The following is a 26,829-nucleotide window of genomic DNA, read 5'->3' on the forward strand; positions in this document are numbered from 1 at the left end:
GGGGCCTCAGCCCGCCTTGCACACCTCGTGCAAAGCGTTGAGCCGCCGCGCCGGGTCCGCGACATACGGATTCGACTCGTCCCACGCATAACCGGCGAGCACCGCGCAGATCATCCGACGGATCGGCGTCACCTGCTCCGGGTAGTAGATGATGTCCTGCAGCTCGCCCGTGTACCAGCGCTCGACGAACGCGCGGAACGTGTCGATGCCCTTGCGCAACGGCACGTCGTAAGCAGCTGACCAGTCCACCTTCTCGCCGTCGAGCTGCCGGTTCAGCGCGCGCGCAGCCAGATGCGCGGAGCGCAGCGCGATCGTCACCCCCGACGAAAACACCGGATCGAGAAACTCGCCCGCATTGCCGAGCAGTGCATAGCCCGGCCCGTGCAGACTCGCGACGTTCGCCGCGTAGCCGCCGATTCTCCGCACCGGCATCAGGAACGGCGCCTGCCCGATCAGCCGGTTCAGCGTCGGCTCCTGCTGGATCAGCGCGCGCAGCGCCGCCTCGCGCTCGCCTTCCGGCACGTCGAGAAAGCTCGCCTCGGCGACACATCCCACCGACGAGCGGCCGCCCGCGAGCGGAATCATCCAGAACCACACGTCGCGACGCTCGGGATGCGTCGCGATGCAGATCTTGTTGCGATCGATGACGTCGAGCGCGAGGCCGTCGCGCACGTGCGTGAACAATGCGGCGCGCGTCGGCATGCGCGTCGGGGTCTCCAGCTTCAGCAGGCGCGGCAGCACGCGCCCGAAGCCGCTGGCATCGAGCACGAAACGCGCTTCGACCGGATACGCGTGCCCCGCTTCATCGGCGACGTCGAGCACCGGCGCCGCGCCCGTCCGCACCGCGCTCACCGTGTGCCCGAAGCGCACGTCGGCGCCCTGCGCGGCCGCGCAGCGAATCAGCACGTCGTCGAACAGCGCGCGTTCGACCTGGTACGTGGTACCCCAGCCCGGCGAATGCTTGTCGCGGAAGTCGAACGACGAGGTCTGGTCGCGATATACAAAGTGCGCGCCGTTCTTGTACTGGAAACCCGCCTCGACGACGGCCTGCAGCATGCCGGCCTCTTCGAGGTACGCCATGCTTTGCGGCAACAGGCTCTCGCCGATCGAGAAACGCGGAAAATGCTGACGCTCCAGCACCAGCACCGAGCGGCCGGCCTTGCGCAATAGCGCGGCAGCTACCGCGCCGGCCGGACCCGCGCCGATGATCGCAACGTCGACCACGGTCCGCTTTGAAGAATCGCTGTTCAAATCACTCCTCCAACGGTTTGCATGGGCGGCCGCGCCGTATGCGGGCCGCGCCACGCTTCGAACATCAGGCTCGCGCAACTACCGCCGAACCCGAATGAAACCGACATCGCCGTGTCGATGCGCGCGTCGCGCGTGACGCGCACGAGCGGCATGTCGCGCACTTGCGGCTCCGGCGTATCGACCAGCGCCGTGCCCGCGATAAAGCCGTCGCGCATCATCAGCAGCGTATAGATCGCTTCGTGCGCGCCGCACGCGCCGAGCGAATGCCCTGTCATGCCCTTGGTCGACGAAAATGCGGGCACCCGTTGCGCCGATGCACCGAACACGTCGCGCAACGCATGCAGTTCTTCGAGATCGCCGAGCGGCGTAGACGGCGCATGCGTGTTCACGTAGTCGGGACGGCGGCCCGCCTGCGCGAGCGCGCCGCGCATCGCGCGCGCGATGCCGGCCGCACGCGGCGCGACCATGCCCGCGGGATCGGTGCAATCGTCGAAGCCGCTCAGCTCCGCGTAAATGCGCGCGCCGCGCGCGAGCGCATGATCGAGCGCTTCGAGCACCAGCACGCCGCCGCCCGACGCGATCACGAAGCCGTCGCGCTGCGTGTCGTACGGACGCGATGCGCTCGCCGGCGTGTGGTTGAAACGGCGCGATAACGCGCCCATCGCGTCGAACATCAGCGTCGTGTTGTCGTGCAGCGCTTCGCTGCCGCCCGCGAGCACGATCTGCTGGCGGCCGGTCTGGATCAGCTGCATCGCCTGCCCGATCGCGAGCGCCGATGTCGTGCATGCCGACGACGGTGAATAGCTGACGCCTTCGAGCCCCAACATCTGCGCGACGTTCGCCGACGCGGTGCTGCTCATCGCCTGCGGCACCGTGTACGGCGGCACCTTGTCGACGCCGCGCGTTTGCGCGATTGCGAGCGCCCCGTCGTAGCTCGCCAGCGTGCCGACGCCCGAGCCGATCACGACGCCAGCGCGCGGCGACTGCAACGAAGCGAGGTCGAGCCCCGCATCGGCGATCGCGCGTTGCGCCGCGTGGCACGCGAAGCGCGCGGTGTCGCCCATGAAGCGCTCGAGCTTGCGCTCGAACGGCGCCTCGTGCGCGACCGACGCGACGCCGGCAACCTGCGATGCAAACCCGCGCTCGCGCCATGCGTCGATACGCTCGATGCGCGAGCGCCCCGCACGCAATGCAGTGGAAACTTCGTCGAGCGTATTGCCGAGACACGACACGATGCCCATGCCGGTCACGACCACGCGTTGCAGGCCGCCGCTCATCGAACGCGCCGGAAAATCAGCGACGTGTTGATGCCGCCGAACGCGAAGTTGTTGCTCATCACGTACTCGGCGTCGATCTCGCGCGCGCCGCCGACGATGTAATCGAGCGGCGCGCAAGCCGGATCGACGTGCTCGAGATTCAGCGTCGGCGCGTACCAGTTGCGCTTCATCATCTCGATCGTCCACCACGCTTCGATCGCGCCGCACGCGCCGAGCGTGTGGCCGACATAGCCTTTCAGCGAGCTGATCGGCATGCGCGCGCCGAAGGTCTGCGCGGTCGCATGGCTTTCGGCGATATCACCGCGATCGGTCGACGTACCGTGCGCGTTCACATAGGCAATCGCTTCGGGCGCCAATTGCGCGTCGCGCAGCGCGAGCTGCATCGCGAGCGCCATCGTGTCGGCGGTCGGTTGCGTCATGTGCGCGCCGTCCGAGTTGCAGCCGAAGCCGACCACCTCGGCATGAATCCGCGCGCCGCGCGCCACTGCGTGCTCGTACTCTTCCAGCACCAGCGTCGCCGCGCCCTCGCCGACCACGAGGCCGTCGCGCGCGGCATCGAACGGACGCGGCGTCAGATGCGGCTCGTCGTTGCGCGTGCTGGTCGCGTACAGCGTGTCGAACACGGCGACTGCCGGACCCGACAACTCTTCCGCACCGCCCGCCAGCATCAGCGTCTGCTTGCCGGACTGGATCGCCTCGTACGCGTAGCCGATCGCCTGGCTGCCCGACGCGCACGCGCACGAGGTCGGGATGATGCGGCCTTTGAGGTCCCAGAACAGGCTCACGTTGACGGCGGCCGTGTGCGGCATCATCTGCACGTAGCTGTTCGACGTGACGTTGCTCATCGAGCCGGTTTCGAGCATCGTGCCGAACGCGCGGATCGGCTGCACCGAGCCCGACGACGAACCGTACGCGACGCCCATGCGGCCGTCGGCGATGGCCGTGTCTTCGGCGAGCCCCGCATCGGCGAGCGCAAGTTCGCTCGCGCGCACCGAGTACAGCGACACCGGACCCATCGAGCGGACCTTCTTGCGCGGGTAATGCGCGGGGGTCGCGAACTCGGGCAGCGGACACGCGAGCCGCGTATGCAGCGACTCGAAGTAGTCCCACTCGGGCATGCGGCGCACCGCGTTCTCGCCGCGCTTCAGGCGCGCTTGAACCGCGTCCCAGTTATCGCCGAACGCGGTCACGCCGCCCATGCCGGTGATGACGACACGCTTCATCAGACCATCCCGCCGTTCACGCCGATCACCTGGCGCGTCACGTACGACGCGCCATCCGACATCAGAAAGCTCACCACCGACGCGACCTCCGCCGGCTGGCCGACGCGGTTCATCGGCACGGTCTTCAACGCGTGGTCGACCGTGACCTGTTCGAGCATGCCGGTTTCGATCAGCCCGGGCGCGACGCAATTGACGGTGATATTGCGCGACGCGAGTTCGACCGCGAGCGCCTTGGTCGCGCCGATCAGCCCCGCCTTCGCCGCGCTGTAGTTGACCTGGCCGCGATTGCCCATCACGCCGGACACCGAAGCGATCGTGACGATGCGGCCGCCCTGACGCGCGCGCACCATCGGCATCGTCAGCGGATGCACGACGTTGTAGAACGCATCGAGGCCGGTTTCGATCACGACGTCCCAGTCTTCTTCGGTGAGCGCCGGAAACGCCGCGTCGCGCGTGACGCCCGCGCTGCACACGATGCCGTAGTACGGACCGTGCGCGGCGACGTCGGCTTCGAGCGCCTCGCGGCACGCGGCGCGCTCGCGCACGTCGAACTGCAGCACGCGCGCCGTGCCGCCCTGCGCGGCGATGCCTGTCGCGACCGCGTCGGCTTCGCTGCGTCCGGTGCGGCAATGCACGGTCACGGCGAAACCGTCGGCGGCCAACTTGTACGCAATCGCTCGGCCGATGCCGCGGCTTGCGCCGGTAACGAGAACTCGCCGGCTCATGTACTGATACTCCCTTCGATGAATGACTGGAAATCGGGCGGTTGAAACACCTTGATCACGGCTTCGGCGCAGCGCGTCTCGCCGTCGTCGATCGTGCATTCGTAGGCGCTGTGACCTGCGTCGCTGCGCAGCAGTTCGCTCACGTGAACGCGCAAGCGCGCGCCGCTTTGGAACACCGGCTGCAACGCCTGATAGCTGCGCGAACCTAGCAGCACGCCGTGACGCGCATAGCCGCCGCCGCGCATCGCGACGAGCGCGATGTGCGCGGCGATCGCCTGCGCCATCACCTCGATGCCGATCCACGCGGGCATTGCGCCGGCGGCGTCGGCATACCATGCGTGCGGATCGACGCGGGCGAACGCGCTGAGCGTGGAGTCGGCGAACGTGTCGATCGCATCGAGCAGCAGCATGCTGCCGCGATGCGGGATGATCGCTTCGATCGGCTGACGCGCGAGTTGCTCGATGGTGAGTGGCGGAGTCGTCATGCGCTTTACCGGGCGAGGATCAGGCTGACATTGCTGCCGCCGAACGCGAACGAATTGCTCATCGCGTACAGCGTGCCCGTGCCGCGCGGCAAATGGCGCGCGCCGGCGACAAGATCGAGCGCGGGCAGCGCGGGATCGGCTTCGCCGTCCCACAGATGCGGCGGCAGCGTCGCGTTCTCGTGCGCGAGCGTGAGCCACGCGAAGCCGAGTTCGGTCGCGCCGGCCGCGCCGAGCTGATGACCGGTCAGCGGCTTGGTGCCGCTCGCGGCGACGCCAGCGGGGAACACGCGCGCCATCAGATGCGCTTCCATTTCGTCGTTCTTCTGCGTGGCGGTTGCGTGCAGATTCACATAGCCGACCGCCGACGCCGCGATGCCCGCGTCCGCGAGCGCGTCGCGAAGCGCGAGTTCGCCGCCGACGCCCTGCGGGTCCGGCGCCGAAATATGATGCGCGTCGCTCGATTCGCCGACGCCCGCGAGCCGCACCGCCGCTTCGTCGCGGCTCATCAGGAACACGGCCGCGCCCTCGCCGACGTTGATGCCGCAGCGATTGCGGCTCATCGGATTGGTGCGCGTGCCGCTGGTCGATTCGAGCGACGCAAAGCCCTGCACCGTCAATTCGCAGAGCGAATCGACACCACCGACGACGACCGCATCGCACAGCCGCAATTGCAGCAGCCGGCGCGCCGATGCGAACGCCTTCGCGCTCGACGTGCACGCGGTCGAAATCGTAAACGCCGGCCCGTGCACGCCGAGCGCGGCGGCCGCGAATGGCGCGGCGGTGCCGATTTCCATCTGCCGGTAGTTGAAGCTCTCCGGCAGCTCGCCGGCTCGGGCGTGATAGACGAACGCGGTTTCGGCCGCTTCGATGCCCGACGTGCTGGTGCCGAGCACGACGCCGATCCGCTCAGGGCCATAGCGCTCGCGCGCGACTTCGATCGCGGGCGCGATCTGCGCCAATGCCGCGAGCAGCAGCCGGTTGTTGCGGCAGTCGTAGCGCGCGAGATCGGCGCGCGGCGCGAGTTCGAGCGGCGCGAGCACGCTGCCGACGAACGCGTCGCCGATGCCGGTATGCACGTTGCCCATGCCGGGCGAACTCGCGGCGGCGAGCGCCGGCACGATCTGGCCGACGTCACCACCGAGCGCGTTGATCATGCCGAGCGCGTGCAAATAAACTGTTGGCGCTTTCATGCCGCTCTCCGTGAATGCGATGATATATCCGATGACTGCGCCGATGACTGCGCCGATGACTTCGCCGATGGCATGCCGATAGGCGCGAGCAACACGGCAACCGCGATGCCGAGCGCGAGCGTGGTGCCGAAACTCCTGAGCGCGGGCATCGCACTGAGGCCGAGCATGCCGAACGACAACAACGTGGTCGCCGCCGACAGCAGCACGCCGGTCCACACCGCGCCGAGATCCGCGTCCGCGCGGGCGCAGCCTTCGCGCAGGAACACCGCATAGTTCGCGCCGACGCCGAGCACCAGCATCAGCGCGAGCCAGTTGAACAGATTGAGCGGCACGCCCGCGTAGCCGAACACCGCCAGTGCGACGCCGACCGCGAACAGCACGGGCAAGGTCGTGGCGATACCGCCGCGCGCCCCATAACGCACCATCAGCAGCACGCACACGAGCACGAGCGCGCCGCCCAGCCACCAGCCGCTATCCACGCGATACGCACCGAACAGCTTCGACACGCTCGCGGCCTTGTCGACGAACACGACGCCGGGCAGGCCGCGCGCGAGCGCGATCAGCGCGGGTTCGTTGCGCGGCGTCACGCGTTGCGGAATCACGACGGCCGCATAGCTTGTTTCATGCGCCCGATTCGCGTCATTCGATTCCACCGCGCCGAGCCACAAATGCCGGTACGGCTGCGACCAAGGCGCCGCGAGCCAACGCTCGACGGTGAGCGGCGCGGACGGCCGGGCGAAGCCGGCGAGCCACGCCTCGGCGACTTCGTCCTTGAAGCCCGCTTGCAGCAGCGTCGCGCGCAACGCGGCGGAGTCGCCGAACACATGCCGTGCAAGCAGCGCGCGGTCTTCGCTCTGACGTTGCGCGGACGGCACGAACTGCGCGACCGACTGATAGCCGCCGACGCTATCCGCGCTGCCGTTCAGCGCATCGAGCTTCGCGCCGAGCGCTTCGGCGCGTTGCAGCACCGCTTCCTCGCTCGCGCCGCGCACGACGAAAAACTGCGCGCTGTTATCGACGCCGACCGCCGCGCGCACCGTGTCTTCCTGCGCGGCCAGCGACGCATCGCGCTGGATCAGCAGATGGATGTCGTCGTCGCTGCTCAGACGCAGCCAGCCGGGCACCGACGCGATCAGCAGCAGCGCGGCGACCAGCCACGCGCGCTTGCCGCCGAGCGCATGCTGCCAGCGCGCGAGCAGCCGCGCCGCGCCCGCGAACAGGCGTCGCGGGCTGTGCTTCGGCGCGCGCGTGAGCAGCGCGGGCAGCAGCCACAGCACCGACGCGAACGCGGTCGTGATACCCACCATTGCAAAGCACGCGATCTGCTTCAACGCAGGGAACGGCACCCACATCAGGATCGCGTAGCCGAGCAGGCTCGTCGCCAGCGCCACGCCGAGCGCGGGCCGCACGCTACGCGCGCCGTGCCGCGCATCCCAGTTGCGGCCCGCGCCGAGATAGACGACGAAATACTGGATCGAATAGTCGACGGCTTCGCCGATCAGGCTCGCGCCGAACACGAGCGTCAACAGATGCAGCTTGCCGAAGATCAGCAGCGTCGCCGCCAGCGCGCACACGATGCCGAGCGCGGTCGAGACGAAGCCGAGCAGCAACAGACGCGGCGAGCGGAACACCCACATCATCAGCAGCGCGATGCCACATAGCGACGCGATGCCGATCACGTGCACCTCGCGTTCGGCAGCGCTGCGCGCAGCCTCGGCGTAGAACACGGCGCCGGTGCGCGCGACCGATACATCGGGGAACGCCTGACGCAACGTGTTTTCCGCGTCGGCGAGCGCCGCGTCTACCGCGCGCTGCGTCTTCGTTTCATAAGCGGAGCCAGGCAGCGTCGCGACGATCAGCACGCTGGTCGTATCGCCCTGCGCATCGTGACGATGTGACACCAGCAGGTTGTCCTCTACTGCGAGATTCGTGGCCGCGAGCGGCAGATCGCCGAGCCAGCGTTCGAGCCAGCCGAACGGATCGTCGGCGAGTTGCGTGCTGAGGCCGCCTTGCAGCGGGCTGTAGATGCGCTGCGCGAGCATGTCGTGCAACGTCGTGGCGCTGGCGCTCGCGAGCGCGCTGCGATCGGCCGGCGCGAGCAGGCCGAAGCGGTACGGCAGATACAGCGCCGCGATCTGCGACAGGTCGAACGGCGGCAGTTCGGCCGTCACCGACGCGAATGCGCCGCTCTTTCGCAACGACGCGCCCAGCTGCTTCGCGGCCGCTTTCGCGTGCGCATCGTCGCGGCTCGTGACGAGCAGCACGGTGCGATCGCCGAGCGCGCTCGCGAGCGTGTCGACCGCTTTTTCGGCGACCGGGTCCGCTTCGGTCGCGGGCAAGAGCGCGAGCAGATTGGTTTCGAGTGGTGACGGCCCGGCGAAGCGCCAGCCGCAATACAGCGCCGCCAGCAGCGCGAGCGCGAGCCATGCGGCGCGCACGCCCCATGCGCGTTTCGCGGCTCGCTGCTGCGGCATCTCCATCACGGCGCTCCGAACAGGCTGCGCTCGTCCGGCGTCGGCTCGGCGACGGCCGTGCTGTTCGCGAACTCGAGCTTCGTCACGTCGCCGTTAGCGAGCGTGATGCGCAGGCTTTGCAGATAAGCGCCGCCGCTCATGTCGAGGCCCTTGATCGATTGCGCGAGCTGCGGTTGATTCGGCGTGAGGCGCATGCGCCATTGCGCGGCGCTGCCTTCGGCGCTCACGTCGAACTGCGAGTACAGCGCCGACAGATCGCCGCCGAGCATCGCGCGCATCATCTTCGACACCTGCGCGACGCCGCGCGTGCCCTGTGCGCTATGTGTGCTTACGCGGCGGCCGCTGGCGTCGACCTGCGCGACGCCAGCATCGGTAATCACGTAGGTGGCCTTGTACGGCGTGTGGATTTGCCAGATCACACCGCGCTCGCGCAAGAACAGCAACGTGCCGTTGCTGACGAGCGGCTGCTTCATCGCGGCGAGCGTCTGCGTCTGCGTGAATTGCGAACGCACACCCTTGGGCTGCGCGAGATGCGCGGCGATCTGCGAGACGAGCGCGGCGTTGGCGGGCGCAGTGTTGGCCGTTGCCGCATGCGCCGGTGCTGCCCATCCGGGCACGCACATCGCGCCGATCATGCCGATCACGCCCGCGATCCGCGACACGGACGCACGTCGGTTCATCTGCCCCATACGCGCTCCAGCTTGTCGAATACGACCTGCGGCGACACGAACTGCAATTCCTCGGTGGCGGCATCGACGGCGACCTGGATCGTATAGCCCTTCGTGAGTCGCGCACCCGATGCGCAATCGACGATTTCATAGCCTATTTTCAAGCGGTTTTCGTATTCGAGCAGTTGCGCGCGCACTTCGAGCTTCTGTCCATATACGGCGGCCCGCACGTACTTCAGATGCGCCTCGACGATCGGCCACAGATAACCGGACGCCCGCATCTGGCGATAGTCATAGTCGAACGCGCGCAACAGCGCCGCGCGGCCCAGCTCGAAGTACTTCAGATAATTGCCGTGCCAGCACACGTTCATCGCGTCGACGTCGTGAAACGGCACTTCGACGGTCGCGCTCGCGGCGAGCACGTGCTGCGTTTTCACGGGCACGCTCATAGCTTGACTCCTTCCTGATCGTCGATCATGTCCAGCAGTTCGCACCCGGCAATGCGCGCTGTCAGCGCGCGCAGCTCGCCTTCGAGCGCGCGGTCCTCGTCGACGAAGGGCGAATGCGCGCCCACCTCGTCGATGAATGCGCGCAGCGGCGCGGGCACCGGCGTCTCGCTATCGATGCGCAAGCGCAAATGCACGGCCTGCACCGTCGCGAGCGTGTGCGCGGCGGCGACCTGTTCCGTCAATTCGAGCACGCGCAGGCAGTCGCGCGCGGCGATCGTGCCCATGCTGACCTTGTCCTGATTGTGCGCTTCGGTCGAGCGTGAAAACACGCTCGCGGGCATCGTGTTCTTCAGCGCCTCGGCGGTCCAGGCGGACGATGAAATCTGCACGGCCTTGAAACCGTGATTGATCGCCGAGCGTGCGGGCGCCGCGCCCGACAGATTGCGCGGCAAGCCATTGTTGAAGTTGACATCGACCAGCAGCGCGAGCTGCCGGTCCATCAGATCCGCCAGATTGGCGACGGCGACCTTCAGCGCATCCATCGCGAACGCGATATGGCCGCCGTAGAAGTTGCCGCCGTGCAAGATGCGTTCGTTGTCGGGATCGATGAGCGGATTGTCGTTCGCGCTGTTCAGCTCGTTTTCGACGTCGCGGCGCACCCAGCCGAGCGCATCGCGCGCGACGCCGATCACATGCGGCGCGCAGCGAATCGAATAGCGGTCCTGCAGACGATGCCCGGGCGTGTCGGCGCGGCCGGCCAGATCGGCGCGAATCCACGCGGCCGCTTCGGCCTGGCCCGCGTGCGGCTTCACGTCGAACAGCGTCGCGTCGAAGTGCGCGGCGCGGCCGTCGAGCGCGACGGTCGCCAGCGCGGTCAAACGCGCTGCCAGCCGCGTCAAGTGCTCCGCGCGCGCCACTGCGAGACACGCGAGACCCGTCATCACGGCGGTGCCGTTCATCAGCGCGAGGCCCTCCTTCGGCGCGAGCGTCAGCGGCTCGACACCAAGCTCGATCCACACGTCGCGCGCCGCGCGCAACGCGCCGGCGTACTGCACGTCGCGCTCGCCCGCGAGCGCCGCCGCCACGTACGACAGCGGCGTCAGATCGCCGCTCGCGCCGACCGAGCCCTCGGACGGAATGCGCGGCAACATGCGGTGATTGATCAACGCCGCGAGGCGTTCGAGCAGCACCGTGCGCACGCCCGAAAAACCATACGCGAGCGAATTCAGACGCGCGGCGATCACGGCGAGGGTTTGCGCATCGTCGAGATACGCGCCCATGCCGCAGCCGTGATAACGCGTCAGTTGCAGCGGCAATGCCTCGACGAGCGCCGTCGGCACGTCGACCACGCAGGCGTCGCCATAACCGGTGTTGACGCCGTACACGGTGGCGCCGGCGGCCAACTGGCGGCGCAGGAATGCCGCGCCGCGCTCGATGCGCGCACGCCATGCGGGGTCATCGCTCAGTGCGACGCACGCCCGCTGCCGCGCAATCGCGACGACCTCTTCGATCGTCAGTCGGCGCGCACCGACGACGACCGGCGTGCAGCCGGCAGCGCAAGCGGCATTCGCAACAACGCGCGCGGGTCGCACATCGTTCAGATCATGATCGGCCATTCGCGCCTCGCTCGGAGCTGGCCCAGAAATCGAAGAAGTTGAACCATTGATAAGGGGCCTTGCGGCAATAGTGTTCGAGGCGCAGCGCGTAGCGTTGCGCCCACGCGGCCAGATGCTGCGCGCGATCGCGGCGCGGCAGCTCGATTCGCTCGGCGAACGGCTCGAAGTACATGCGATAGCCGTCGCGTTCCTTCAGGCAGAAGAACAGGTAGACCGGACAGCCGAGCGCATGCGCGAGCACGTAGGGCCCTTGCGCGAAGGGCGCGCTAGCGCCGAGAAATTGCGCGTCGGTGGTGCGCCCCGCCTCGCGCGCCGGCACCCGGTCGCCGACGATCACCAGCAGTTCGCCCGCATCGATGCGCTGCTGCATCAGCACCGCGGTCTCGGGACCGAAGTCGCCGACTTCGAGCAGATGCCGCGCGAACTCGCGATTCGACGCCGCGAGCACCTCGTTGAAGCGGCGCGCATGCTCGGTGTAGACGACCGCCGTGACCTTCGCGTGATCGCCGCGGATCGCGAGCGCGCGCATCATCTCCAGATTGCCGAGATGCGCGCCGATCACGAGCGCGCCCTTGCCGCTCGCGATCAAGGCTTCGAATGCCGCGGGATCGTCGAACGTCACGTCTGTGTCGTCGACGCGGCCGGTCCATGCGGCGAGCTTGTCGAAGCCCGATTGCGCGAACGCGAGCATATGACGATACGCGGACAGCCACCCCGGGCGCGGCATCTCCGCCGACGGCGCGACCGCGTTCAGATGCGCGAAGTAGTTGCCCGACGCGGCGCGCGCGGCGCGGCCCGTCACCAGAAAGTACGCGACGACCGGATGCAGCCACAACGCGGTAAAGCGGCGGCCGAACAGCTTGCAGCTCAGCGCGAGCAGGCTCATGCCGAGCCGGCTGCCGCGTTCGGCGATACGCCACCAGGCTTCGGGCCGGGGTGCGTCGGCACGCTCGTCCGCTGTGTCGTCAAGCGCGCCGTGGCGTGGCATCAGCTTGTGCGCGAGCAGCATCGGCAGACGCATCAGCATGCCGAACACGAGCCGCGTATGGCTGCGGCTGATGCGCACGTTGTCCCACAGCACGTCGAAATGCGACACGCCGTCGGCCGCGTAGGTCACGCGGGTCGGGATCGAGCGGAACGCGGCGCGCCGCCAGTGCAGACGCACGAGGATCTCGATGTCGAAGTCCATGCGCGTCGGCAGCCGCACGCTGTCGATCAGCTCGCACGCGAGCGCGAGCGGATACAGACGAAAGCCGCACATCGAATCGCGGATCGTCAGCGACAGCGTCTCGATCCACACCCACACGTGGGTCAGATAGCGGCCGTACAGGCGTGCCTTCGGCACGCTGTCGTCGTACACCGGACGGCCGAGAATCACCGCGCCGGGTTCGGCGCGCGCGGCATCGATGAAGCGCGGCACGTCCGTCGCGTCGTGCTGGCCGTCGGCGTCGATCTGCAGCGCGTGCGTGTAGCCCGCGGCGCGCGCCGCGCGCAGGCCCGCCATCACCGCCGCGCCCTTGCCGCCGTTTTCGGGCAGACGCAGCAGCGTCAACTGCTGCGCGTATTGCAGCGCGAGAGCGGCGAGTACCTGCTGGGTCGGCTCGTCGCTGCCGTCATCGACGACGAAGATCGGCAGGCCGTACACCGCGAGATTGGCGACGGTCGCGCCGATCGCGTCCTTGTGGTTGTAGATCGGAATGACGATGCAAGGCGCGAACTTCATCACGCGTCCTCCCGATGCACGAGCACGCCCGACGCGCATTGGCGTCCATCGAACCGGTACGCGAACTGCACGCGCCGGCGCGCGGCATCGTAGGCGAGCGTGAGCTCGAGCACCGCGCCGGGCGTCACCGGCGCCATGAACTTCAGGCGATAGACCGACGCCACCGCGCGCACCCGCGGCCAATGCCCGGCCGCGAGCCGCGCCGCCCAGTCGACCTGCACGACGCCAGGCAGAATCGGCAGGCCCGGAAAGTGGCCGGCGAAATGCTGAAGCGACGGCGGCACGCGCAGCACGTAGTGCAGCGTGTCGCCTGCACGCGTTTCGGCCAGCACTTCCATGCCCTCGGCGAGCGGCGCGAACGCGGCCGCGACCGCGCTTGCGGGCAGCTTGCCGCGCGCGTCGAATGGCAGACCCACGCGAAAACGCCAGTGACGCGGCAGCACGACCGCATCGAAGTAATCGGCCAGATGCCGGCGCAGCGTTTTCGCGAGCGCGACGCGGCCTTCATCACGCAATGTCGCGCCGCCCGCTTCGGTCAGCGCGACCACTGCGCCGACCCGCTCTCGCGTCGCGCCTTCGAGCGGCACCAGCGCCGCCTGCGCGACATACGGATGCAGCGCGAGACGCGCCTCGAGCTCCGGCAGCGACACGCGCTTGCCGCCGAGCTTCAGCACGCGGTCGAGGCGGCCTTGCAAATGGAAGCGCCCGTCGGCATCGAACGTGATGCGATCGCCCGTGCGGTGCCAGCCGTCGTGGTCGAGATGCGGCGAGCGCACGAACAGCGCTCCGTCGTCCTCGCGGCGCACCTCGGCGCCAGCGACCGGCTGCCACGCGTCGCCCTGATCCTGACGCCGCCACGCGATCCCGCCGGTTTCCGTACTGCCGTAGATTTCGAGCGGCGCCGCGCCATAGCTCACCGCATAGGCCTGCGCGGCGTCGGCCGCGAGCGGACCACCCGACGAAAAGAATGCGCGCGGCGCGGGCGAGAGCGCAGCGAAGCCCGGCAACGCGGGCCAGCGCGACAGCTGCGCGGGCGTCGACACGACCGCCGTCGCGCCGCATTGCGCGATGCGCGCCTGCAGTTGCAGCGGCTCCATGCCGATTGCGCGATCGAACGCGCGGCCCGCCGCGAGCGGCCACAACACGCGAAACAGCAGACCGTAGATGTGGTGATGCGGCACGCTCGCGAGCATCGTCGCGTCGCCGAGCAATGCGCCCCACTGCTGTTCGAGTGTGTGGACCTCGGCGTTGAATTGCGCGAGCGTCTTGCGGATCGGCTTCGGTGCGCCGCTGCTGCCGGATGTGTAGAGCGTCAGCGATGCGCGGGGGTCGATCGGCTGCCCGGTATTGGCCGTGACGACATGCGTCGCTGCGACGAACGGCGGCAGATCCGCGTCCGTCAGCAGAAAGTCGTACGCATCCGCGAGATCGGCGACGTAGCCCGGCGTTGCATTGGCAGGAATCACCGGCTCCTTGCCGCACGCGAACAGTGCGAACAACGCGCAGGCGAACTCGAACGGATCGTCGATACAAAGCGCGCAGCGCCGCGCGTCGTGCGTTTGCACGAATTCGAGCAAGCCCGCGACGCGCGCGCGGAACGCCGCGCGATCGAGCAGCACGGCGCCGTCGCGGCACACCGGTGCGGCGGGCGTCGCGAGCGCGGCATCGGCCGACAACAGGTCATGCAACGCGATCATCAGGCCGACTCCGAGTCAGCGCGCGCGGCGCGCGGCAGCACGAACAGGCGTCGCCACACGTATTCGCCCGCCAGCAGCAGGCCGATCAGTCCATAGGCGATCGCGCCGTTGTACAGCGACCAGGCCGCGCGGCTCCAATAGAGCGCGGTATAGGCGGAAAACGCGCCGTTCAGCACGAAGAACGCGCACCACACCTGGGTCACGCGCCGCGTATAGCGCACCGCGCCCGGCGGCAGATCGGGACTGCCGAGGCGCGCGAATTTTTCGATCATCGACGGCCCGCGAACGAGCGTCGCGCCGAACGCGATCAGCAAACCGAGATTGACGAGCAACGGATAGAAGCGCAGCAGCAGTTCGCTATCGGTGACGACGATCGTCGCCGACGCGCAGCTCAGCATCGCCACCACGCTCCAGTCGAGTCCGGAAAGCTGCCGCAGCGGTATCGCGACCGGACCGCCGCCGGCCCAGCGCTGCAACCACAAGGTCACGAGCAGCATGCCGCCGACGAGGCGCGGCGCATCCCAGCGCCAGGCACACAGAATCAGCACGGGGTAAGCGAGTTTCAGCAGCACCAGCACGACGGTCCGGCTCCAGCGAGGCCGCGCGCCGGACCCGCTTGCGGCGTGCGGTGGCTCCGACATCTGCATGCGCGGGTGCGCGGCCCGCATCAGCCTTGCGCCGCGAGCAGCGATTCGACCGCGCCGATCACGTCGCCGACCGTGCGCACGGATTTGAAGTTCTCCGGCTTGATGCGGCGGCCGGTCATCTCCTGCAGCTTGATCGCGAGATCGACCGCGTCGATGCTGTCGAGATCGAGGTCTTCGAACAGATGAGCGTCGGGCGTTACGCGCTGCGGCTCGATCGCGAAGTTTTCCTGAAAGATCGCGCGGATGCGCTCGAGAATCTCAGTCTCGGTCACGATTCAATCCCCTTCCTTGCGGTTTCGTTCGCAGCGTGCGCCGCTTCGCGCTGACTCGCGACCAACGCGGCGAGCGTGTTGATCGAGCGAAAGTGCTCGCGGGTACGTTCGTCGTTCGCCGCGATGGTCAGTTGGTATTGTTTGCGCAGCACGATGCCGATTTCGAGCGCGTCGATCGAATCGAGACCGATGCCGTCGGAACCGAACAACGGGGCGTCGTCGTCGATATCGGCGGGGCTCAGGTCTTCGAGATCGAGGGCTTCGATCAGAAGCTTTTTAATTTCCAGTTTTAAAGAATCCATAATCGAACAGGTGCTGGGTAATGTGGGCTTCTACGGCATTCGTCACGCTGCGCGCCGCGATGGCGGCAGTGGTGCCGTGCGCGGCCAGTTCGGCGACGCCAAGCGGCGCGAGCACGTTCACGCGCATCCGGAAAGCGCGCGCCGGCACGTGGTACCAGCGCATCTGCCGCGTGAACGCGGGCGGATCGCAATCCATCAACACCGGCACGATCGGCGCGCCGGCCTTCAGCGCCATGTGCGCGAACCCGCGCGAAAAAGCGTGCAGCCGGTTGGGCGCGGGGCTGCGCGTGCCCTCCGGAAAAATGATCATCGTGTAGCCGGCCGCGATCTGCCTGGCTCCCGCCTCGACGAGCGCGATCGCGTCCGCGTTGCTCACGTATTCGGCCGCGCGCACGATGCCCCAGAAACACGGGTTGTGCCAGTGCACGTGCTTGACGACACAGCATGCGCGCGGCGTCAGCGACAGCAGGACCATCACGTCGAGGTAAGTCGGGTGATTCGCGACGACGATCGCCGGTCCGCCCGCGCGCAACGCCTCGGCGCCGGATACTTCGAGTTCCATCACGCCGAGGCCGCGCAGCACCGCGACGAGCGCGCGAAAGAACCGATGGATCACGACGCTCACCGCACGCTGCCGCGACGCGCGATGTGGCCACAGCCACGCGAGCGGAAACACGAGCACCGAAAACAGCACGCCACACACGCCGAACGCGACAAAGGCGAGGCCGGTCGCGCAAAAACGCCACGCGTAATCAAGCCGCGCGCTCATCCCACCTCCAGTGCCATAGCGCGCCGGCGCGCTGCCAGCGCGCGGGCTGGCCGGTTTCGAGGCAGTGCAGCAGCGCCTGGCTCTGGGTCGGAAAGCTCGCGGCGCCGCTCATTGCGGTGCGCGGCTCGCCGGGTTGCCCGGCCACCTCCTCGTCGGCGCGGGTCAAGGAGCAAACAACGTGCCCTGCCGACGCATCCTTGTCGAGCAGCACCGCGATCGCGCCGCCGTGCACTTCGTCTTCGATCGTGCCGTACGCGAGATCGGCCGGTTCGTGGGCATAGACGAGCAGCACCGGCACGTCCGGTTGTGTCGCGAATTGCGCGTACGCTTCGAGCAGCGCATAGCCGAGCGTTTGCGCACCAGCCGATACCGCGCTCGCGGCCGAACGGTCGCCGCGCGCGATCCCGAACACGCCGGTCATCGCGTTCAGCACCGACAGGCTGAAGGCGGTCGGCGACACCGGTTCGCCCGCGCTGATGCTGCGCAGAATGTCGGTCGTACGCCGCAATTCCCCGTGCCGCGACGCGAACACCACGCGCACGGGTTCCTGCGCGACGCAGTCGTGCGCGACCTTGAGCGCGACCTTGGACAGCGTGCTGAGACGCCGCCGCACGATCGGCTCGATAAAGCCGACATCGGGTGCAGCAGACGAGGTAGCTGGCCAGCTAGACCAGCGACCGACCGGAATGGTCCAGTGCAGATCGGGCATATGGTGTTCGCGCGTAGAAACGGGAAAGGGGCTCAAGCGCCTGACGGAATACACAGCCGTCACAGCGAGCGGCGCCGCGCGGATCGGGAGGTTCCAGCCGGGACCGACCGGTCAGCTGGCATGGGAATGCAGCACCGGCGATCGGCCTTACTTGTCAGGCGCCCCTGACAATCGGTGTGGTGGATGGCGGCTCGGGCTCCTTTTGTGGCCGAATAGTACCGGATATTTTGAAGCAAATCGTCGAGTAAAGACGTATCCATCTGTATCCGCGCCTGAGGCGCAACACATTGTTAGACGATTTGACAAAGCCGGCCGCGGAGACGCACCGCAAGGCCGTTTCGCGCGTCGACGCTGGCGTGCCAACGCCGACAGAATCCACCAAAAAACCTTTCATTGGTCTTTCGCGGAATACGTCGTAGAGCGAAAACACCTCCGCAGGGTCGTCGTCCGCACGCGAACAACATTCGTCACAGCGATGCTGCGGCGCCTGTTATACTCCGCCCCTCATTGGGGAGTAGCCGCCCCGCGGCACGTCCGCACCGCTTCGCCGGTGCGTCGCACGTGTGGCTCGCGGGGGCGCCTGTCAACACACTTGGCCAGCACGGCCATGGCAGTCGCAGCCTTTGGCCTGGCGAGACCGATGATCCACACGCGCCGCAACAGGGCCCGGCGTGTCGTGGGTCGTCGCTCGTTCATCTTCGGCCCGAGGAATCCATTCAACGTGACTCAAGCTTTTCTCATTTCGACCGGCGCGGTCGCGCTCGCCGAAATCGGCGACAAGACGCAACTGCTGTCGCTCGTGCTGGCCGCGCGCTATCGCAAGCCCATGCCGATCATTCTCGGCGTGTTCGCGGCAACTCTGATCAATCACGCGGGCGCCGGCGCGCTCGGCGCGTGGCTCGGTTCGATGCTGACGCCGACCGTCATGCGCTGGGCGCTGGCGGCGTCGTTCGTCGGCATGGGGCTGTGGATTCTGGTGCCCGACAAGCTCGAAGACGAGGAAGCCAACACGAACCGCACGCACTTCGGCGTGTTCGGCACCACGGTCGTCACGTTCTTCCTCGCCGAGATGGGCGACAAGACGCAGATCGCGACGGTCGCCCTCGCCGCGCGCTTTCACGATTTCTTCGGCGTGGTGGCCGGCACGACGCTCGGCATGATGATCGCGAACGTCCCGGCGATCCTGCTCGGCGACCGCTTCGCGCATCGTCTGCCGACGAAGCTCGTGCACGGCATCGCCGCGGTGATGTTCGTCGTGCTGGGCGCGATGGCCTTGTTCGGGGTCGGGGTCTAAGCTACTGCGCGGCCTTCGGCGCCGACGCCGAACCCGCGGGCGGCGGCGCCGCTGGCAGAGACACTTCGTTCGCAGCCGCGCCGCCGCCGAGCGGGATCTTCACGGTGTGCACGGCGCCGTTGGCCAGCGGGAAGTCCGCCAGCGCGCTACGCGCCAGATAAGGCATCGCCCGCACCAGCGACGACTCCTCGCCGAAATTGCGCGCCGTCACGTTGTAGACCTCCCGGCCGCTCGCACGCTCGGTAATCCGGATGCCGAGCAGATGCGTGAATACCGGGTAGCTCTGGTTCACGTATGTCGCCGGGAACGGCCCCCACGGACCCCACGGATCGAACGGTCGGCCCCAGTAAGGGCCGGGCCACGGGTTGTAGTAGACCGGCTGCGCGACGGTCACGACATCCGAGCGGATGCCATAGGCGAGTTCCACCAGATAGCGCGCTTCGTCGTGAGGGACTTCGCGGAACGCGTGCACGGCGAGCTCGTTTGCGACGATCCGCTCGTAGGCGCTCAGTTCGAGATTGTTCTTCTGATCCTCGTGGCGCGTGAACGCATAGGTGCGGGTTGCGTCGCTGCCGGTCCAGTCGGAGAACGCCGTGACCTGTGTCGTCACGTAGGTCGTGCAGCCGGACAGCAGCACGCTCAGCGCGACGAACAGCAACGCGACGCGGCGGGTCCATCGATCGAAGTTCATGGTCTGCCTCGTGATGCCTCTGGTTGCATCTATTCAGCTTCGGTTAAAACTCTGCTTCGGCCGCGATTATTCCATCGTGCGATGCGCTCGCCGGCTGACGCTGCCGGGTCCCCGCCACGCACGGCGCCCGATAATACGCTGACCCCGGCAGCGAGCAAAAGGTTCTTGCCCTGCCCGTCGAAACCGGACGCGCTGCCCTGCGCCGAAACTCGACCCCCTTCCCCTCCGCACGATCGCCCGAGGCTTTGTACAATGAGTCGACCAAGCCCGGCTCGCGCGCCGTTTGCGCGCCCGACCGCTCGAGTACACCACCAAAGAACACCATGGCCGATACCGCAACGCCCAATGTGATCCGCCGCGCCGATTACGCGCCGCCCGCCTTCCTGATCGACACCGTCGCGCTGGAGTTCGATCTGGTCCCCGAACGCACGGTTGTCAGGAATACGATGCGCGTGCGCCGCAACCCGGATGCTTCGCGCGCCGCGCATCTCGAACTGATGGGCGAGCAGCTCGAGTTCGTCAGCGCGGAGATCGACGGCAAGCCGTTTGCGAATGCGCATCCGCACGAGCACGGACTGCTGCTCGACAACGTGCCGGACAGCTTCGGACTGACCCTCACGAGCATCTGCAATCCCGCGGAAAACACCACGCTGTCGGGGCTGTACGTGTCGAGTGGCAACTTCTTCACGCAGTGCGAAGCCGAGGGCTTTCGCCGCATCACCTACTTCCTCGACCGCCCCGATGTGATGGCGAGCTTCACGGTCACGCTGCGCGCGAGCAAGACCGACTATCCGGTGCTGCTGTCGAACGGCAATCTGCTCGAAGAAGGCGATCTGCCCGACGGCCGTCATTTCGCGCGCTGGGAAGATCCGTTCAAGAAGCCGAGCTATCTGTTCGCGCTCGTCGCGGGCAAGCTCGTCGCGCTCGAAGAACGCGTGAAGACTGGCTCGGGCAAGGAAAAGCTGCTGCAGGTGTGGGTCGAGCCGCATGATCTCGACAAGACCCGTCACGCGATGGATTCGCTGATCCACTCGATCCGCTGGGACGAAGAGCGCTTCGGGCTCGAGCTCGATCTGGACCGCTTCATGATCGTCGCGGTCAGCGACTTCAACATGGGCGCGATGGAGAACAAGGGGCTCAACATCTTCAACACGAAGTACGTGCTCGCGAATCCCGAAACGGCCACCGACACCGACTTCGCGAACATCGAGGCGGTGGTCGGCCACGAGTACTTCCACAACTGGACCGGCAACCGCGTGACCTGCCGCGACTGGTTCCAGCTGAGCCTGAAGGAAGGCCTGACCGTGTTTCGCGACCAGGAGTTCTCGGCCGACATGGCGGGCGGCGCCAGCGACGAAGCCGCACGCGCGACCAAGCGTATCGAGGACGTGCGCGTGCTGCGTCAATTGCAGTTCGCCGAGGACGCGGGTCCGATGGCGCATCCGGTGCGCCCGGAGAGCTACGTCGAGATCAACAACTTCTACACGATGACCGTCTACGAGAAAGGCTCGGAAGTCGTGCGGATGTATCAGACGCTGTTCGGCCGCGACGGCTTTCGCAAGGGCATGGACCTGTACTTCAAGCGTCACGACGGCCAGGCCGTGACCTGCGACGACTTCCGTCACGCGCTCGCCGACGCGAACGGCCGCGACCTCGCGCAGTTCGAGCGCTGGTATAGCCAGGCCGGCACGCCGCGCGTGTCGGTGCGCGCGCACTACGACGCCGCGCAGCAGCGCTACAGCGTGACGCTGCGCCAAGGCTACGGCGATGCCGTGCCAGCCGCGCGCGAAACGCAGAAGGGTCCGCTGCTGATTCCGTTCGCGATCGGTCTGATCGGCAAGGACGGCCGCGATCTGCCGCTGCAGCTCGACGGCGAGGCGAAGGCGTCGGAGTCGACCACGCGCGTGCTCGAATTCGCGCAGACCGAGCAGACCTTCACGTTCGTCAACGTCGGGCAGGAACCGCTGCCGTCGCTGCTGCGCAATTTCTCGGCGCCGGTGATCGTCGAATACGACTACACGGCCGAACAGCTCGCGTTCCTGCTTGCGCACGACAGCGATCCGTTCAACCGTTGGGAGGCCGGCCAGCGGCTCGCCACCCGCGAGCTGCTCGCGCTCGCCGCGCGTGCGGCCACGGGCGCGGCGCTGCAGCTCGACGACTCGGTGGTCGCCGCGTTCGCTCGCGTTTTGACCGACGAGACGCTGTCGCCGGCATTCCGTGAACTCGCGCTGATGCTTCCGTCCGAAGCGTATCTGGCCGAGCAGATGGCCGAGTCGAATCCGGCCGCGGTGCACGCGGCACGGCAGTTCGTGCGCAAGCGCCTCGCCAATGCGCTGCGTGACGACTGGCTGAAGGTGTACGAGCAGCATCGCACGCCGGGCGCCTACGAGGCGACGCCGGAGGCGGCCGGTCATCGCGCGTTGAAGAATCTCGCGCTGTCGTATCTGACCGAGCTCGACGATTCCGCGGACGCCGTGCGTCTCGCCTCCGCGCAATATGAAGCCGCGAACAACATGACCGACCGCGCGGCCGCGCTGTCGGCGCTGCTCAACGCGGCCGCGCCGCAAGGCGGCAGCCCCGAGGCGCAGCACGCGCTCGACGACTTCTATCGACGCTTCGAGAAGGAGCCGCTCGTCATCGACAAATGGTTCGCGTTGCAGGCCACGCAGCGCGGCGGCGCGCAGCATCCGGTGATCGATACGGTGCGCAAGCTGATGACGCATCCGGCCTTCAACCTGAAGAACCCGAACCGGGCACGTTCGCTGATTTTCAGCTTCTGCGCGGCGAACCCCGCGCAGTTCCACGCGGCAGATGGCTCCGGCTACGCATTCTGGGCCGAGCAGGTGATCGCGCTCGACGCGCTCAATCCGCAGGTGGCCGCGCGCCTCGCGCGTTCGCTCGAGCTGTGGCGACGCTTCACGCCGGCGCTGCGCGACAGCATGCGCGCGGCGCTCGAGAAAGTGGCCGCGCAGGTCAAGTCGCGCGACGTGCGCGAGATCGTCGAGAAGGCGTTGGCGTGATGCCTCGCTGAGTTCTCGAGTCGCATCGGAAAGCCGGCACGCGTTGCCGGCTTTTTTTTGCGCCGCTTTTTCGTTGATGGGCTGCGCTCCCCCGGTCGTGGCACGGCGTTAGCCATTTGGCCGACTGTTCATCGGACCTCGGCGGGGAGAAAGTATACGCACACGCTTAATGGTTTACATTTAACGCAATGCGTTATACGATTCGATGATCACGACATTCGCAGACAAGGCCACCGCAAGAATTTTCCAGGGCAGGTTCGTGCATACGTTGCCGCACTCGATCCAGGCGCTAGCACATCGCAAGCTGCTGATGATCGACGCCGCGAGCTCCATCGCGAATTTGCACGCGCCGCCCGGAAACCGGCTCGAAGTCTTGCAAGGCGAGCGCAGCGGGCAATGGAGCATCCGCATCAATGCGCAGTGGCGCATCTGTTTTCATTTCGTCGGCGAGGACGCGCTAAATGTCGAGATCGTCGACTATCACTGACTACTGGGAGACCGACATGGTCATCAAACGCTCCGCGCTGAAAAGCATCGATTTCTCCGACATCGATACGGGCGCGGCCATTGACGAGATCCATCCTGGCGAAATTCTGCGCAGCGAGTTCCTCGAGCCGCTCGGCATGTCCGTCAATGCGCTCGCGCTTGCATTGCGGGTGCCGGCGCCGCGCATCAACGACGTCGTGCGCGGCCGCCGCGCGATCTCCGCCGATACCGCGCTGCGGCTCGAGCGCTACTTCGGCGCCAGCGCGCAGTTCTGGCTCAATCTGCAAATCGCCTACGACCTGCGCGTCGCCACCGCCGCCGCCGGCGAGCAGATCGAACAGGAAATCGAACCGATGCCGCGCGCCGAGCGCCCGAAACTGCCCAGCGTGCCCGCCGGGCACGCCCGGGCCGCGGCGCTCGCGGCCAGCGTCCGCGGCACCGTCTCGGCCAGGACGCGCCGCAAGGCCTGAAGGCGGCCGTGCGGCCAAAAGCACGGAGCCGACACACACGAGCGGTTAAAATCCCATCATTCTTCTAGCCTTCCCGGAGTACAGCAATGTCTTTGCAACGTCGTACCACTCTCACGAAGTACCTGATCGAGCAGCAGCGTGAAACCAACAACCTGCCCGCCGATCTGCGCCTGTTGATCGAAGTCGTCGCGCGCGCGTGCAAGGCGATCAGCTACCACGTCAGCAAGGGCGCACTCGGCGATGCGCTCGGCTCGGCGGGCAGCGAAAACGTCCAGGGCGAGGTGCAGAAAAAGCTCGACATCCTGTCGAACGAAATTCTGCTCGAGGCGAACGAATGGGGCGGCAATCTCGCAGGCATGGCCTCCGAGGAAATGGAACAGTTCTTCCCGATTCCGGCCAACTATCCGAAGGGCGAATATCTGCTCGTGTTCGATCCGCTCGACGGCTCGTCGAACATCGACGTCAATGTGTCGATCGGCACGATCTTCTCGGTGCTGCGCTGCCCGGACGGCCATCAGGCCACCGAGCAATCGTTCCTGCAGCCGGGCACGGAGCAGGTCGCTGCGGGCTATGCGGTGTACGGCCCGCAAACAGTGCTCGTGCTGACCACCGGCAACGGCGTGAACTGCTTCACGCTCGATCGCGAGTTGGGCTCATGGGTGCTCACGCAAAGCGACATGCGTATTCCCGTCGAAACTCGCGAGTACGCGATCAACGCTTCGAACGAACGCCACTGGTATCCGCCGGTTCAGCAATACATCGGCGAACTGAAAGCGGGCAAGGAAGGTTCGCGCCAGGCCGACTTCAACATGCGCTGGATCGCATCGATGGTCGCCGACGTACATCGCATCCTGAATCGCGGCGGCATCTTCATGTACCCGGCCGACAAGCGCACACCGGACAAGCCCGGCAAGCTGCGTCTGATGTACGAAGCCAATCCGATGGCCTTCATCGTCGAGCAGGCGGGCGGCGCCGCAACCAACGGCGAGAAGCGTATTCTCGACGTCCAGCCAAAGAGCCTGCACGAGCGCGTCGCGGTGTTCCTCGGCTCGAAGAACGAGGTCGATCGCGTGACTCGCTATCACCTCGAAGCGAAGAAGTGATCGCGAAAGAAAAAATGCATCAAGGGGCTTGCCAAGTCACTGAAGTAGTCCCTATAATCTCGTTTCTCCTGATGCCGGAATAGCTCAGACGGTAGAGCAGCGCATTCGTAATGCGAAGGTCGGGGGTTCGATTCCTCTTTCCGGCACCATCAAGTTTCAAGCAAAAAGCCCAGTCCTCGTGACTGGGCTTTTTGTTTTGCCGTCGCGCGAGACGTTGCCGACCTCCCGCTCCCTTGACGAGCCAAAACAGCCGTAGCCGGCAATGGCATTCGGCGCTGATCGACCACGACACGAAGCTCCTGCTGAGCCTGTTCCCGTGCGTGGACGAGCAGCACGTTCTCTAGCGCGGTGCGCGCGGCCAGCCTAGTCGGGAACGTGGAGCGGGTCGTATGACCGTGGCATCGCGAGGTTCCGCGCAACGACAATATCGGCCTGTGGGGTCGGCTGCTCGGACGCGCCGTATGCGGCTATCGCTTGCGCGGGTGCCGACGCGAACCACAAGATCCTGCCGGCGCACTCGATGCCGACCTGACGTCCGCTCCAGTAGACAGCGTTTTCCATGGGCGACCTCTCCCCCAACATGAAGAACGTCATGATCCGCTCCGCGCGTCGCGGGTCCGTCTGTCAACGCACGTCGAAACATCGGTAGTCGCTTCAATCATAGGAAGGCGCGATCGCATATGTTCGACAGGTCGCCAAATGAGCTCCTTTTGTCACAGCAATACGGGAATCAGTATGCCAACCAACTGTCAGCAATCAATTAATGACAAAAATCTTTAAACAGCGGTTGGTCCGGTCAACGCGGCGCGGAATGTGCCGTTTACAAAGTATTAGGCACGCAGTTATGCAATCGGCAAATTACGAACGTTCAATTCAGAAAACGCGAAAATACTGCCGATGCGGCAACGCACAAATTTGTCAGGTGTTTTTCACACGAGAACGTCAGATGCAGGGCTGCGAAATATCGATCGGACGTGCTCAAACCCCGGTGGGGCAAGGCGCGAGAGCGAATGGCGGAGGGAGCCGGATCGAGATGATTTCACGCTGGGAATTAAGCGGATCGGGGAGATCGCGAAACCCAAGCGATAGTTAGACGATAAATTTTATTCAATCCCTCTGCTGATGTGTCGGCTTGTGCCGTTAAAGCAACAGAGTATGTATGACTCGCATCGGGCACTGGTGCCATGCGGGGAACGAGGCCGATAATCGGTTCGCAAAGGAGAAAGATCATGGATGCCAAACCACCGAAGATTCCGACCCCGGACAAGGTTTTTTACCCGGATCCGGAACCTGTGGCCGTCGAGTTTTTGGGAGCCGAGCTGCCCGAGCATGTTCGCGCTTTCTTCGACGAACAACGCAAGTCGTGCGATCCGAAGTAACGGACCACTGGCGCGGCGCAGCATTCGCGCTCATTGATGTCATGCGCGGTGAGTACTCGCGCCCTCATTACGCGTCCGACACCTCCGTCAAGACGCTGGATCAGTTCGCCTGATCACACCAGCTACACTGGGCCACACGGCTCGAGCGTACGAATACGCGCGTCCTTCACGCGCCAATTTCCTCTCCGACAACTTGTGCAAAGTGGCCCGGCGCGCGAGGTTTGCCGGGCATCATTTATTCTTCTGGTTTTTCCGTCAACGGCCGCCCGGCCACGTCCACCTCATGAATCGTCTGCATCGCTTCGGCGCGTCATGCGCGCTCGCCATCGCCGCCACCGTCGCTTTCTCGCCCGCCCCCGCCCTTGCCGATGGTGACGACACCGCGCTCACGAACCTGATCGCACTGGTTTCGCAGCGCCTTGCGCTCGCGGAGCCGGTCGCGCGCTGGAAATGGGCGAACCACCAGCCGATCACCGATACGCCGCGTGAAAACGCGCTGCTCGCCGATGTGGAAAAGCGCGCTGCGGCGGCAAACGTCGACCCGGCGTTCGCGCGCGCGTTCTTCCAGGACCAGATCGATGCGAGCAAAGACGTGCAGAACGCGCTGTTCGCGAAATGGAGCAGCACGCAGCCACCGCAAGGTCCCGCACCCGATCTCGCAACCAGCACGCGACCACAGCTCGACAAGCTGACGCAATCGTTGATGGCGAGTCTGGCGCGCGTGCAGCCGCTGCGCGCAGCGGACGATTGCCCGTCGCGCGTCGCCCAATCGCTGGCTAACTGGAAAACGCTGACGCGCTATGACTCCGCGCATGCGAGCGCGATGACGCGCGCGCTAGGTCACGTGTGCGAGACCGGTGGAGTTGGCGCGACCGGCTGATTCCGCCAACGCTACGGCGAGCGCACGCT

General features: G+C 66.4%; 26 protein-coding genes, 1 tRNA gene and 1 riboswitch. Of the genes, 8 read left to right on the forward strand and 19 right to left on the reverse strand.

Annotated features, from left to right (window positions below):
- Window positions 1-6 precede the first annotated feature (6 nt).
- The 17 genes from AB3X95_RS06740 to AB3X95_RS06820 are packed head-to-tail and all read right to left on the reverse strand — an operon-like array spanning window position 7 to window position 17,477.
- A complete protein-coding gene (locus AB3X95_RS06740; protein ID WP_368620949.1) occupies window positions 7-1,251 on the reverse strand; it encodes an NAD(P)/FAD-dependent oxidoreductase in 1,245 nt (414 codons plus the stop codon).
- A complete protein-coding gene (locus AB3X95_RS06745) occupies window positions 1,248-2,528 on the reverse strand; it encodes a beta-ketoacyl synthase (protein WP_368620950.1) in 1,281 nt (426 codons plus the stop codon). Before AB3X95_RS06745 ends, AB3X95_RS06740 begins: the two co-directional genes overlap by 4 nt.
- Complete coding sequence (locus tag AB3X95_RS06750) at window positions 2,525-3,751, reverse strand: beta-ketoacyl-ACP synthase (RefSeq protein WP_176369519.1); 1,227 nt, start codon at window positions 3,749-3,751, stop codon at window positions 2,525-2,527. Before AB3X95_RS06750 ends, AB3X95_RS06745 begins: the two co-directional genes overlap by 4 nt.
- Window positions 3,751-4,476: a 3-ketoacyl-ACP reductase FabG2 gene (locus AB3X95_RS06755; RefSeq protein ID WP_013090176.1), complete on the reverse strand. Its 726-nt coding sequence runs from the start codon at window positions 4,474-4,476 to the stop codon at window positions 3,751-3,753. The genes AB3X95_RS06750 and AB3X95_RS06755 overlap by 1 nt, the downstream gene beginning before the upstream one ends.
- The gene (locus AB3X95_RS06760; protein WP_368620951.1) at window positions 4,473-4,961 is read right to left on the reverse strand and encodes a hotdog family protein; all 489 of its coding nucleotides are present in this window, start codon (window positions 4,959-4,961) and stop codon (window positions 4,473-4,475) included. The genes AB3X95_RS06755 and AB3X95_RS06760 overlap by 4 nt, the downstream gene beginning before the upstream one ends.
- A gap of 5 nt (window positions 4,962-4,966) precedes the next feature.
- A complete protein-coding gene (locus AB3X95_RS06765) occupies window positions 4,967-6,151 on the reverse strand; it encodes a beta-ketoacyl-[acyl-carrier-protein] synthase family protein (protein WP_368620952.1) in 1,185 nt (394 codons plus the stop codon).
- Window positions 6,148-8,631 (reverse strand): MMPL family transporter, encoded by a 2,484-nt coding sequence (locus AB3X95_RS06770; RefSeq protein WP_368620953.1) that lies wholly within the window; start codon window positions 8,629-8,631, stop codon window positions 6,148-6,150. The genes AB3X95_RS06765 and AB3X95_RS06770 overlap by 4 nt, the downstream gene beginning before the upstream one ends.
- Window positions 8,631-9,314, reverse strand: coding sequence for an outer membrane lipoprotein carrier protein LolA (locus AB3X95_RS06775; RefSeq protein ID WP_368620954.1), 684 nt, complete (start codon window positions 9,312-9,314; stop codon window positions 8,631-8,633). The genes AB3X95_RS06770 and AB3X95_RS06775 overlap by 1 nt, the downstream gene beginning before the upstream one ends.
- Complete coding sequence (locus AB3X95_RS06780) at window positions 9,302-9,742, reverse strand: thioesterase family protein (protein WP_176124381.1); 441 nt, start codon at window positions 9,740-9,742, stop codon at window positions 9,302-9,304. The genes AB3X95_RS06775 and AB3X95_RS06780 overlap by 13 nt, the downstream gene beginning before the upstream one ends.
- Complete coding sequence (gene hutH, locus AB3X95_RS06785; protein ID WP_368620955.1) at window positions 9,739-11,358, reverse strand: histidine ammonia-lyase; 1,620 nt, start codon at window positions 11,356-11,358, stop codon at window positions 9,739-9,741. The genes AB3X95_RS06780 and hutH overlap by 4 nt, the downstream gene beginning before the upstream one ends.
- Window positions 11,345-13,081: a glycosyltransferase gene (locus AB3X95_RS06790; protein ID WP_368620956.1), complete on the reverse strand. Its 1,737-nt coding sequence runs from the start codon at window positions 13,079-13,081 to the stop codon at window positions 11,345-11,347. The genes hutH and AB3X95_RS06790 overlap by 14 nt, the downstream gene beginning before the upstream one ends.
- A complete protein-coding gene (locus tag AB3X95_RS06795) occupies window positions 13,081-14,778 on the reverse strand; it encodes an AMP-binding protein (RefSeq protein WP_368620957.1) in 1,698 nt (565 codons plus the stop codon). The genes AB3X95_RS06790 and AB3X95_RS06795 overlap by 1 nt, the downstream gene beginning before the upstream one ends.
- On the reverse strand, window positions 14,778-15,419 hold the full coding sequence (locus AB3X95_RS06800; RefSeq protein ID WP_254906025.1) for a hypothetical protein: 642 nt from the start codon (window positions 15,417-15,419) through the stop codon (window positions 14,778-14,780). Before AB3X95_RS06800 ends, AB3X95_RS06795 begins: the two co-directional genes overlap by 1 nt.
- A gap of 26 nt (window positions 15,420-15,445) precedes the next feature.
- Complete coding sequence (locus tag AB3X95_RS06805) at window positions 15,446-15,697, reverse strand: acyl carrier protein (protein ID WP_013090186.1); 252 nt, start codon at window positions 15,695-15,697, stop codon at window positions 15,446-15,448.
- A complete protein-coding gene (locus AB3X95_RS06810) occupies window positions 15,694-15,999 on the reverse strand; it encodes a phosphopantetheine-binding protein (protein WP_176105339.1) in 306 nt (101 codons plus the stop codon). The genes AB3X95_RS06805 and AB3X95_RS06810 overlap by 4 nt, the downstream gene beginning before the upstream one ends.
- Window positions 15,974-16,768, reverse strand: a complete 795-nt coding sequence (locus tag AB3X95_RS06815; RefSeq protein ID WP_368620958.1) for a 1-acyl-sn-glycerol-3-phosphate acyltransferase — start codon at window positions 16,766-16,768, stop codon at window positions 15,974-15,976. The genes AB3X95_RS06810 and AB3X95_RS06815 overlap by 26 nt, the downstream gene beginning before the upstream one ends.
- The gene (locus tag AB3X95_RS06820) at window positions 16,752-17,477 is read right to left on the reverse strand and encodes a beta-ketoacyl synthase chain length factor (RefSeq protein WP_368620959.1); all 726 of its coding nucleotides are present in this window, start codon (window positions 17,475-17,477) and stop codon (window positions 16,752-16,754) included. The genes AB3X95_RS06815 and AB3X95_RS06820 overlap by 17 nt, the downstream gene beginning before the upstream one ends.
- A 497-nt stretch (window positions 17,478-17,974) precedes the next feature.
- A riboswitch (yybP-ykoY riboswitch) is annotated at window positions 17,975-18,187 on the forward strand.
- An 11-nt stretch (window positions 18,188-18,198) separates the two neighbouring features.
- On the opposite strand from AB3X95_RS06820, the gene AB3X95_RS06825 reads away from it, so the two are divergent.
- Window positions 18,199-18,771, forward strand: a complete 573-nt coding sequence (locus AB3X95_RS06825; protein ID WP_176124388.1) for a TMEM165/GDT1 family protein — start codon at window positions 18,199-18,201, stop codon at window positions 18,769-18,771.
- 1 nt (window position 18,772) lies between these two features.
- Here the strand turns inward: AB3X95_RS06825 and AB3X95_RS06830 are convergent, their stop codons facing one another.
- Window positions 18,773-19,462, reverse strand: a complete 690-nt coding sequence (locus AB3X95_RS06830; RefSeq protein ID WP_176124389.1) for a DUF4136 domain-containing protein — start codon at window positions 19,460-19,462, stop codon at window positions 18,773-18,775.
- A gap of 323 nt (window positions 19,463-19,785) precedes the next feature.
- On the opposite strand from AB3X95_RS06830, the gene pepN reads away from it, so the two are divergent.
- The 5 genes from pepN (at window position 19,786) to AB3X95_RS06855 (ending at window position 24,690) form a co-directional block, all read left to right on the forward strand.
- Complete coding sequence (gene pepN, locus AB3X95_RS06835) at window positions 19,786-22,482, forward strand: aminopeptidase N (protein WP_368620960.1); 2,697 nt, start codon at window positions 19,786-19,788, stop codon at window positions 22,480-22,482.
- A gap of 205 nt (window positions 22,483-22,687) precedes the next feature.
- Window positions 22,688-22,969 (forward strand): type II toxin-antitoxin system RelE/ParE family toxin, encoded by a 282-nt coding sequence (locus tag AB3X95_RS06840; protein ID WP_368620961.1) that lies wholly within the window; start codon window positions 22,688-22,690, stop codon window positions 22,967-22,969.
- Window positions 22,970-22,985: 16 nt separating this feature from the next.
- Entirely contained in the window at window positions 22,986-23,438 is a 453-nt protein-coding gene (locus AB3X95_RS06845; protein WP_368620962.1) for a HigA family addiction module antitoxin, read from the forward strand.
- Between the two features lie 86 nt (window positions 23,439-23,524).
- On the forward strand, window positions 23,525-24,541 hold the full coding sequence (locus tag AB3X95_RS06850) for a class 1 fructose-bisphosphatase (RefSeq protein WP_176381236.1): 1,017 nt from the start codon (window positions 23,525-23,527) through the stop codon (window positions 24,539-24,541).
- A 73-nt stretch (window positions 24,542-24,614) separates the two neighbouring features.
- A tRNA-Thr gene (locus AB3X95_RS06855) sits at window positions 24,615-24,690 on the forward strand.
- Window positions 24,691-24,904: 214 nt separating this feature from the next.
- Here AB3X95_RS06855 and AB3X95_RS06860 read toward each other — a convergent pair.
- Window positions 24,905-25,102 carry a hypothetical protein gene (locus tag AB3X95_RS06860; protein ID WP_260332172.1) on the reverse strand — a complete coding sequence of 66 codons (198 nt, stop codon included), beginning with the start codon at window positions 25,100-25,102 and terminating at the stop codon, window positions 24,905-24,907.
- A gap of 668 nt (window positions 25,103-25,770) precedes the next feature.
- Between AB3X95_RS06860 and AB3X95_RS06865 the strand changes: the two genes are divergently transcribed.
- A complete protein-coding gene (locus tag AB3X95_RS06865; RefSeq protein ID WP_008921206.1) occupies window positions 25,771-25,920 on the forward strand; it encodes a hypothetical protein in 150 nt (49 codons plus the stop codon).
- Between the two features lie 283 nt (window positions 25,921-26,203).
- Complete coding sequence (locus tag AB3X95_RS06870; RefSeq protein WP_176124394.1) at window positions 26,204-26,800, forward strand: chorismate mutase; 597 nt, start codon at window positions 26,204-26,206, stop codon at window positions 26,798-26,800.
- Window positions 26,801-26,829 lie beyond the last annotated feature (29 nt).

Origin of the sequence: Paraburkholderia sp. BR13444, from assembly GCF_040948755.1 — a bacterium.
In the GTDB taxonomy this organism is placed as follows: Bacteria; Pseudomonadota; Gammaproteobacteria; order Burkholderiales; family Burkholderiaceae; genus Paraburkholderia; species Paraburkholderia youngii.